This is a genomic window from Mycobacterium kyorinense (assembly GCF_001672775.1).
Taxonomy (GTDB): domain Bacteria; phylum Actinomycetota; class Actinomycetes; order Mycobacteriales; family Mycobacteriaceae; genus Mycobacterium; species Mycobacterium kyorinense_A.
This window is the reverse complement of sequence record NZ_LZKJ01000034.1, coordinates 47616-56306: the sequence shown is the minus strand read 5'-3', so window position 1 is coordinate 56306 and position 8691 is coordinate 47616. Positions and strand designations below refer to the sequence as shown.

The window sequence follows — 8691 nt, the reverse complement described above, 5'->3', positions numbered from 1 at the left end:
ACATCGGCTTCTGGTGCTCCGGCTCGTCGGATTACCTTGCCGGTCGCGCGTTTTCGTTCATCTCCGCGATCGACTCGATCGGGGCGGTGCCCCCGATCAACGAGTCGCACGTGGAGATGGACGCCGCCTGGGCGCTGTACGAGGCCTACATCAAGCTGCTGACCGGTGAGGTCGACACGGCGCTGGTCTACGGCTTCGGCAAGTCGTCCGCCGGCACCTTGCGCCGGGTCCTGGCGATGCAGACCGATCCGTACACCGTCGCACCGCTGTGGCCGGACTCCGTTTCGATGGCGGGGCTTCAGGCCCGCTTCGGCCTGGACGCCGGCAAGTGGACGGCCGAGCAAATGGCGCAAGTGGCGCTGGACTCGTTCGCGGTTGCGGAGCGCACCGACTCCGAGAAGCCTGCCAAGAGCATCGACGAGCTGCTGGCCCGGCCGTTCTTCGCCGATCCCCTTCGGCGCCATGACATTGCGCCGATCACCGACGGCGCGTCGGCAATCGTGCTGGCTGCCGGCGACAAGGCCCGCGAACTGCGGGAGAATCCCGCCTGGATCACCGGGTTCGAGCACCGCATCGAGACTCCGGTCCTCGGTGCCCGGGAGCTGACCACGTCACCGTCGACGGAGGCGTCCGCCAAGGCCGCGACGGGAGGAGACCCCGGCTCGATCGAGGTGGCCGAGATCTATGCGCCGTTCACCCATCAGCAACTGATCCTGACCGAGGCGATCGGTCTGCCGTCGTCGACGAAGGTCAACCCGTCCGGTGGCGTACTGGCGGCCAACCCGATGTTCTCTGCCGGGCTGGAGCGCATTGGCTTTGCCGCACAACACATTTTCGACGGCTCCGCAGGGCGGGTGCTGGCGCACGCGACCAGTGGGCCGGTGTTGCAACAGAATCTCGTCGCCGTGCTGGAAGGGAAATAAGATGGCAGGCCAGCTTGCGGCGGTGCTCGGCACCGGACAGACGAAGTACGTCGCCAAGCGCCAGGACGTCTCGATGAACGGCCTGGTTCGCGAGGCTATCGACAAGGCATTGGCCGACTCCGGTTCGACCATGGCAGACATCGACGCCGTGGTGGTCGGCAAGGCGCCCGACTTCTTCGAGGGCGTGATGATGCCGGAGCTGTTCATGGCCGACGCCGTCGGCGCGACCGGCAAGCCGCTGATCCGCGTGCACACCGCGGGATCGGTGGGCGGGTCGACCGGCGTGGTGGCGGCCAGCCTGGTGCAGTCCGGTAAGTACCGCCGAGTGCTGGCGATGGCCTGGGAAAAGCAGTCCGAATCAAATGCCATGTGGGCGTTGAGTATTCCCGTGCCGTTCACCAAGCCGGTCGGCGCCGGCGCAGGAGGCTATTTCGCGCCGCATGTGCGCTCCTACATCCGCCGATCCGGCGCGCCGACCCACATCGGCGCGATGGTGGCGGTCAAGGACCGGCTGAACGGCGCCAAGAATCCGCTGGCGCATTTGCATCAACCGGACATCACGCTGGACAAGGTGATGTCGTCGCAGATGCTGTGGGACCCCATCCGCTTCGACGAGACCTGCCCGTCGTCCGACGGCGCCTGTGCGGTGGTGATCGGCAACGAGGACGCCGCCGACAAACGCGTCGCCGACGGCCAGCCGGTGGCATGGATTCACGCCACCGCGTTGCGCACCGAGCCGCTGGCGTACTCCGGCCGCGACCAAGTCAACCCGCAGGCCGGCCGCGACGCCGCCAAGGCACTGTGGAAGGCCGCGGGTATCACCAGCCCGATCGACGAAATCGACGCGGCCGAGATCTACGTGCCGTTCTCCTGGTTCGAGCCGATGTGGCTGGAAAACCTCGGGTTCGCCCCCGAAGGCGAGGGCTGGAAGCTCACCGAGGCCGGCGAAACCGCAATCGGCGGGCGCATCCCGCTCAACGCCTCCGGCGGCGTGCTGTCGTCGAACCCGATCGGCGCCTCGGGCCTGATCCGGTTCGCCGAGGCGGCCATCCAGGTGATGGGCAAGGGTGAGGCACACCAGGTTCCGGGTGCCCGCAAAGCTCTGGGTCATGCCTACGGCGGTGGATCGCAGTACTACTCGATGTGGGTCGTCGGAGCAGACAAGCCATGAAGTACACCTGCAGCGTCGCGATGGGTCCGATCGACCAGCTGACCGAGCTGGCCAAGACCGCCGAAGAGGTGGGCTTCGACGCCATCGCGCTGCCCGACTCGCTGTTCTACATGGAAAAGGCCGCCGCCGATTACCCGTATACCCCCGATGGGTCGCGGATGTGGAACGAGGACACCCCGTGGGTGGATCCGCTGATCGCAGCCGGTGCGATGGGAGCGGTCACCTCGACGCTGCGGTTCTACACCAACGTGATGAAACTCGGCTCGCGCAACCCGCTGCTGCTGGCTCGCCAGGTCGGCTCGGTGGCCAACCTGACCGGCAACCGGTTTGGCTTCGGCGTCGGGATCGGCTGGGCCCCGGAGGAATTCGAATGGTGTGGCGTTCCGTACAAACGCCGCGGCGCTCGCGTCGACGAGATGATCGAGGTCATCAAACTGGTGCTGGGCGGCGGGATGGTCGAATTCCACGGCGAGTTCTACGACTTCGACCGACTGCAGATGAGCCCGGCGCCCAGCCAGCCGGTGCCGTTCTACGTCGGCGGCCACACCGACGTCGCACTCAAGCGCGCGGCCCGGGTCAGCGACGGCTGGACCAGCGCGATGATGACCGCAGACCAACTAGCCGAGACCATCGGCAAGCTCAGGGCATTGCTTTCCGAATACGGCCGAGCTGACGTTCCTTTCGAATACCAGGCGGTGTGCATCGACAAGTTCGGCGTCGACGGCCATCGCGAACTTGCTGACATCGGGGTGACCGACAACATCGTCATCCCGTGGGTGTTCGACGGGCTGGGCTTCGACGCGCCGCTGGACAAGAAGAAAGACTCGCTGAAGCGCTTCGCCGACACGTACATCCACTCGGGATGGCAGGACAAATGACCAACAACGCCCACCTGGCCGGCCAGCGCTCCCGCGACGCCGTCGCCGCCCGCGACAAAGACGCGTGGCTGGCGGTGTTCGCCGACGACGCGATCGTCGAAGACCCCATCGGCCCGTCGCATTTCGACCCGGAGGGTAAGGGCTACCGCGGCCGCGACGCCATCTCGGCGTTCTGGGACAAGGCGATCGCCCCGACCGACAAGATCGAGTTCAACTTCCTCGACACCTTCCAGTGTGGGAACGAGGAAGCCAACGTCGGCAACATCGTGATCACCATGGGCGGGTACCGAATCACCACCGACGGCGTCTTCACCTACAAAGCCGACGACGACGGCAAGCTGGTTGCCCTGCGCGCGTATTGGGAGGTCGACCGCGCGACGGCGTCCGCGCGCAAAATCTAGAGCGGTTCCAGCCCGGTCAAATAACGGCGGCCCAGATCCTGATACGCCTGCGGATTGGCCTTCACCCACATCTCGGCGCCGGTGCCTGCAATCGGCCCCTTCACCGTGGCCGGTGCTCCCACCACCAGGACCTCGTCGGGAATCTTCGTGCCACCGAGCACGAGCGCACCGGCTGCGACCATGCTGCGCGCACCGATCACCGCCCCGTCCAAGACCGTGGCGTGGTTGGCGATCAACGCCTCGGCCCCGACGTGCACGCCGTGGATGGTGCACATATGGGCCACCGTGGCCCCTGGGCCGATGTCGACCGGGATGCCCGGCGGTGAATGCAACACCGATCCGTCCTGAACATTGGCGCCCTCGCGCACGACGACCGGCCCGTAGTCGGCGCGCAGTACGGCGTTGAACCACACTGACGCGCCGGCTTCGATCGTCACATCACCGATCAACGTCGCGGTAGGCGCAACAAAGGCAGTGGGATCGACCTTTGGCGCGCGGCCTTCGAAGGAAAACAACGGCATCGTTCAGATATACCTCAGAGCGGGTAGGCCCTAGTGAGAGCGGCCGTGATTGCGCGATCCGATGGAAAAACTGTAACGTGTTCTAGTTAGAAGCTGACGAAGTTGGAGGCGTGGGATGGCTACCGAGACGGCCGGCATTCGCGAGATCGACACAGGCACCCTGCCCGACAGGTACGCCCGGGGTTGGCATTGCTTGGGCCCAGTCAAGAACTTCCTGGACGGGCAGCCCCACGGCATCGAGATCTTCGGCACCCACCTCGTCGTGTTCGCCGACTCGCACGGGGATCTGAAGGTCCTCGACGGCTATTGCCGCCACATGGGCGGCAACTTGGCGCAGGGCACCATCAAGGGCGATGAACTTGCCTGCCCATTCCACGATTGGCGCTGGGGCGGTGACGGGAAGTGCAAACTGGTGCCCTACGCCAAGCGCACGCCGCGGCTGGCCCGCACCCGCGCCTGGACCACCGACGTGCGCGGCGGGCTGCTGTTCGTCTGGCACGACCACGAGGGCAACCCGCCACCGGACGAGGTGCGGATCCCGGAGATCCCGGAGTGGTCTGGCGGTGAGTGGACCGATTGGCGATGGAACAGCATGGAGATCAACTCCAACTGCCGCGACATCATCGACAACGTCACCGACATGGCGCACTTCTTCTACATCCACTACGGGCTGCCCACGTATTTCAAGAACGTCTTTGAGGGCCACATCGCCTCGCAGTACCTACACAATGTCGGTCGGCCCGACGTGAACGACATGGGCACCACCTACGGAGAGGCACACCTGGATTCGGAGGCAAGTTACTTCGGGCCGTCGTTCATGATCAACTGGCTGCACAACAGCTACGGCGGCTACAAAGCCGAATCGATCCTGATCAACTGCCACTACCCGGTGACCCAGGAGAAGTTCGTCCTGCAGTGGGGCGTGATCGTCGAAAAGCCCAAGGGCATGGACGAAGCGATGACCGAGAAGCTCGCCGATGCGATGACCGACGGGGTCAGCAAGGGCTTTTTGCAGGACGTCGAAATCTGGAAACACAAGACCCGCATCGACAATCCGCTGCTCGTCGAAGAGGACGGCGCGGTCTACCAGATGCGCCGGTGGTACCAACAGTTCTATGTCGACGCCGCCGACGTCACACCGGAGATGACCGACCGCTTCGAGATCGAGGTCGACACCACTGTGGCCAACGAGAAGTGGCACGTCGAGGTCGAGGAGAACCTCAAACGCCAGGCCGAAGAGAAAGAGAAGGCCGAACAGGGCTCGTCATGACCGGCAGCGAGCAGCCGCCCGACGTCGACCAGCTGGCCCGGTCGATGTTGGCCCTGCACGGCCCGCACGACGACGACCACCACGCTTCTTCGGGCGATCCCGCCAGCGGCCGCTGGGCGAAGGCACCGGATTTCGCCAACGACCCCCAGCGCGCCGCCGCTATCGCCGAATCCACCCGCGCCGACCGCGAACGCTACCTCTCGTCGGGCCTGGTGCCGGTGGACTGCCGGTTCTGCCACGCAACGGTTGCCGTCAAGAAGCTCGGGCCGGGACATACTGCGGTGCAGTGGAATTCCGAGGCGGCGCAGCGTTGCGCATTCTTCGCCGACCTGCGCGCCGAAGGGGGGCACAGCAGCCGCGCCCGGTCCTGTCCGAAGCTGGCCGACAGCATCAAACACGCAGTCGCCGAGGGCTGTTTGGAGGAAGTGTCCAGCGCGCCGGCCCCCGGCGACGGCTAGCGATCACAGCCCGGCGAAGCGTTCCCTGACCTCATCGGCGGTCAACCCGTAGTCGGCCAGCGAGTAAGTGTGTTTGGGTGCGCGTGGACCGCTCTTGCTCTGGGCTTGGCTGTGCGCCATGGCTTCTCGGGCGGCATCGGACAACGGTATGCCGAACTGACGGTAGATCCACTCGACGGTGGCCAGCGGATCGGCCACGAAGTCGGCGTAGTCGACGTCGCAGAACTGAGCCGGATCGTGTTTAGCGCGCTCTGCGTTGAACAGCTGCAGACCGCGCGACCAGGTTTCCATCGCGTCCTCACCGATCTGGGCGCCGACGAAGCTGTTCGACCATCCGTCAGTGGTGTGCTGGGCCAGCGAGCACATGGACGCCATGATGGTCTCGGCGGGCCGGTGGCACTGCACGACAAGTGCGTCGGGGTAGGTGGCCATCAGCGCGTCCAGCGCGAACAGATGGCTAGGATTCTTCAGCACCCACCGCTTCTCGGCCTCGTGCAGGCCGATCAACTGCAAGTTTTTGCGGTGCCGGCGATATGACGGTCCCCAATCTTGCGCGGACAGCCATCGTGCGTAGCTCGGCAGGTGTGCCAGGGTTTCATACGACACCGAATGCAGGGACTGGCGCAGCAACTGCCAGCACTCCTCGAGCTCGTCGGCGGTCATGAAGTGCAGTCCGGTATAGCCCGGATTCTCCTCGTGGTGATGAGAGAACTGAGCTTGAAGTTGCTGGAAAACCGGGTTGGAGTCCCAGGTTTCGCGCGGAGGACGCGGCTGCGGGTACTCGGCCAGCCACATCTGCAGGCCCTGATGAGCGGGATCGGCGCCGAGCAACCGGTGCAGGGCGGTCGTGCCGGTGCGCGGCAGCCCGGTGACGAAGATCGGCCGCTCGATCACGACGTCGGCATGCTCGGGGAATTGCTGCCAGGCGGCTTGGGACAGCAAGCGGGCCACCAGTGCGCCACGCAAGAAGAACCGGTTCATCTTGCTGCCCAGTTCGGTGAGGTCGGCCTCCCGCTGGTAGGACTCGAGCAGCACGCCGAGCGCTTCCCGGTAGTTATCGTCGTCGGTGCCGAAATCGTCCAGCCCAACCAACTTGGTCGCCGAGGCGTGCAAGTCGTCGACGGTGCCGACGTTGGTTCGCGAGGTCATCAGGCCTTGTACTCACCGCAGTTGACGTCGAGCGTCTGCCCGGTGATGCCACTGGACAGATCGCTGGCCAAAAACAGGATCGCCGACGCTACCTCGTCCTCGGTGGGCAGCCGCTTCAGGTCCGAGTTCGCGGCGGTGGCGGCGTAAATCTGATCCACCGTAGTCCCGTACTTGCCAGCCTGGTGGGCGAAGTATCCCTTGAGGGTGTCGCCCCAGATATAGCCTGGTGCAACCGAATTGACCCGAATACCGTCGTCACCGAGCTCGGTGGCCAGTGACTGTGACATCGACAGCAGCGCGGACTTAGCCATCTTGTACGCGCCGTATTTGGCCTGCGAATGCCGGATCACCATCGAATTGACGTTGACGATCGAGCCTTTGGACTCGGCCAGCGCGGGCGTGAAACTCTGAATGAGCCGTAATGCGCCGAGCACGGTGAGCTCGATGGCATCACGAATATGTTGAAACGTGGTGCCGGCCAACGGTTTCATCGACGGGACCCGAAAAGCATTGTTGATCAGCACGTCGACCTTGCCGTAGGCGGCTAACGAAGCCTCCACGAGATTCGCCACCTGATCGTCGTCGGTGATGTCGGTCGAGACCGCCACCGCGCGCCGTCCGGTGTCGGTGATCTGCTTGGCAACATCGTCGAGTCGCTCGACGGTGCGCGCCGCCAACACCAGGTCGGCGCCATCCTCGGCACAACGCCGGGCCAGCGTGGTGCCGAGCGCAGGGCCCACGCCGCTGATCACCACGACCTTGCCGTCGAGCATTCCTGGCATCACTACCCCAGCATTCTGTTGGCGATTTGGTTCTGGCGCTGGGCGATTCGCGCGCGCCAGCCGTCTTCGGAGATCTTGTTGTGCTCGTAATGCGGCAGCGCGGCCGGGACCGCATCGAAGTCGACGAGCTCGACGCTGGGTCCGTCGGCTTCGGTGAGCTGACGCGACACCCGTTGCCAGCGAAACTGTAGGAATCCGCGACGGTGTCCCAGTGTTTCGACCCAGTTGGTCACGCCGGGGTTCTGGTCGGCGACGACGATGCGGATCTTGCCGTCCGGATCCGCCTGAGCCTGAGCGGCATTCAGCGAGGTTTGGTGGTTGATGTAGTCCAGCGAGATGTACCACATGCTGCCCAGCTGAAAGCCGAGATACGGCGCGTCCGTCACCGGCAACGTGACGATCAGAGCCTGGTCGGGCCGCAGGTCGAAATGACCCGCCGACGAGTACTGGGTCGACAAGCCGCCTGGTGTGAGCCGCGGTGCCACCATGGTGTTGACCGGGATGTTCAGATAGAACCACTGCGGGAACTGCAGCCAGGTCTTTACCCGGTTGACGAGTTGCTTTCCTGCTGTGCTGTAACGCTTTTCGATAGTGGCACGGGTCAGCGGCGGCGGCGCGGTGCCTGCGGTGTCCAGGCGGGTGACCGCCACGGTGCCGCGCTGCTGCGACCAGTCGCCGTAGACCTCGCGAATCACCAGCTGGGCGGGACCGGTCGGCCGTACCCGCCACTCGAAACTGCCGTCCTCGGCGATCTCGAGCTCACGGTCGTCGAACGCGGCCTGGCTGGCCGGCACATTGTCGTCGGTGTATTCGCCGCCGAGCAATTGGAAGCTCAGGTCCGTCGTAGTGCCGCGCGTTCCGGTGACCAGGTAGTCGTGGTTGGCATGCACCCGGCAGCCGAAATAGAGGGTGTCTGGGTTATCCAGACCCATCTTGGTGAACGGTCCAGTGCCAGAAAGCAGGAATGGATGGTCACGTTCGTAGTCGAACGCCAGGTGTGTGCAAGCGGCGACACAGCCAGCCAGGTATTGCAGTCCTTCGAGCAGGTCAGCTTCGGTCTCGATGTGCGGCGCGGCCACTACGAGTTCCTCGGCCTCGGCGATGGCGTCGATGAGTGGCTGGGAGAACACGCCTAGAC

At 64.8% G+C, this 8691-nt stretch carries 10 protein-coding genes; 6 read left to right on the top strand and 4 right to left on the bottom strand.

Annotation, left to right across the window (positions count from 1 at the left end):
- The 4 genes from A5707_RS02545 to A5707_RS02530 form a co-directional block, all read left to right on the top strand.
- The coding region (locus A5707_RS02545) for a thiolase domain-containing protein (protein ID WP_065012955.1) at positions 1-923 on the top strand (923 nt) is incomplete at its 5' end.
- A 1-nt stretch (position 924) separates the two neighbouring features.
- Positions 925-2094 (top strand): thiolase domain-containing protein, encoded by a 1170-nt coding sequence (locus tag A5707_RS02540; RefSeq protein WP_065012954.1) that lies wholly within the window; start codon positions 925-927, stop codon positions 2092-2094.
- Entirely contained in the window at positions 2091-2972 is an 882-nt protein-coding gene (locus tag A5707_RS02535; protein ID WP_065012953.1) for a TIGR03619 family F420-dependent LLM class oxidoreductase, read from the top strand. The genes A5707_RS02540 and A5707_RS02535 overlap by 4 nt, the downstream gene beginning before the upstream one ends.
- The gene (locus A5707_RS02530) at positions 2969-3373 is read left to right on the top strand and encodes a nuclear transport factor 2 family protein (protein ID WP_065012952.1); all 405 of its coding nucleotides are present in this window, start codon (positions 2969-2971) and stop codon (positions 3371-3373) included. The genes A5707_RS02535 and A5707_RS02530 overlap by 4 nt, the downstream gene beginning before the upstream one ends.
- Here A5707_RS02530 and A5707_RS02525 read toward each other — a convergent pair.
- Positions 3370-3894 carry a gamma carbonic anhydrase family protein gene (locus A5707_RS02525; RefSeq protein ID WP_065012951.1) on the bottom strand — a complete coding sequence of 175 codons (525 nt, stop codon included), beginning with the start codon at positions 3892-3894 and terminating at the stop codon, positions 3370-3372. The genes A5707_RS02530 and A5707_RS02525 overlap by 4 nt on opposite strands.
- Positions 3895-4009: 115 nt before the next feature.
- On the opposite strand from A5707_RS02525, the gene A5707_RS02520 reads away from it, so the two are divergent.
- Both A5707_RS02520 and A5707_RS02515 read left to right on the top strand, forming a co-directional pair.
- A complete protein-coding gene (locus A5707_RS02520) occupies positions 4010-5164 on the top strand; it encodes a Rieske 2Fe-2S domain-containing protein (protein WP_065012950.1) in 1155 nt (384 codons plus the stop codon).
- Positions 5161-5622, top strand: a complete 462-nt coding sequence (locus A5707_RS02515) for a hypothetical protein (protein ID WP_065012949.1) — start codon at positions 5161-5163, stop codon at positions 5620-5622. The genes A5707_RS02520 and A5707_RS02515 overlap by 4 nt, the downstream gene beginning before the upstream one ends.
- A gap of 3 nt (positions 5623-5625) precedes the next feature.
- Here the strand turns inward: A5707_RS02515 and A5707_RS02510 are convergent, their stop codons facing one another.
- Genes A5707_RS02510 through A5707_RS02500 form a run of 3 tightly spaced genes read right to left on the bottom strand, consistent with a single transcriptional unit; the run spans position 5626 to position 8683 of the window.
- Positions 5626-6771, bottom strand: a complete 1146-nt coding sequence (locus A5707_RS02510; RefSeq protein ID WP_065012948.1) for a sulfotransferase family protein — start codon at positions 6769-6771, stop codon at positions 5626-5628.
- Positions 6771-7553: an SDR family oxidoreductase gene (locus tag A5707_RS02505; RefSeq protein ID WP_065012947.1), complete on the bottom strand. Its 783-nt coding sequence runs from the start codon at positions 7551-7553 to the stop codon at positions 6771-6773. Before A5707_RS02505 ends, A5707_RS02510 begins: the two co-directional genes overlap by 1 nt.
- A 2-nt stretch (positions 7554-7555) precedes the next feature.
- Positions 7556-8683, bottom strand: coding sequence for a hypothetical protein (locus A5707_RS02500; protein WP_065012946.1), 1128 nt, complete (start codon positions 8681-8683; stop codon positions 7556-7558).
- Between the last annotated feature and the right edge of the window lie 8 nt (positions 8684-8691).

Coding starts and splice junctions, on each gene's coding strand:
- A5707_RS02540 (WP_065012954.1), top strand. CDS start 925: ATGGCAGGCCAGCTTGCGGCGGTGCTCGGCACCGGACAGACGAAGTAC.
- A5707_RS02535 (WP_065012953.1), top strand. CDS start 2,091: ATGAAGTACACCTGCAGCGTCGCGATGGGTCCGATCGACCAGCTGACC.
- A5707_RS02530 (WP_065012952.1), top strand. CDS start 2,969: ATGACCAACAACGCCCACCTGGCCGGCCAGCGCTCCCGCGACGCCGTC.
- A5707_RS02525 (WP_065012951.1), bottom strand. CDS start 3,894: ATGCCGTTGTTTTCCTTCGAAGGCCGCGCGCCAAAGGTCGATCCCACT.
- A5707_RS02520 (WP_065012950.1), top strand. CDS start 4,010: ATGGCTACCGAGACGGCCGGCATTCGCGAGATCGACACAGGCACCCTG.
- A5707_RS02515 (WP_065012949.1), top strand. CDS start 5,161: ATGACCGGCAGCGAGCAGCCGCCCGACGTCGACCAGCTGGCCCGGTCG.
- A5707_RS02510 (WP_065012948.1), bottom strand. CDS start 6,771: ATGACCTCGCGAACCAACGTCGGCACCGTCGACGACTTGCACGCCTCG.
- A5707_RS02505 (WP_065012947.1), bottom strand. CDS start 7,553: ATGCCAGGAATGCTCGACGGCAAGGTCGTGGTGATCAGCGGCGTGGGC.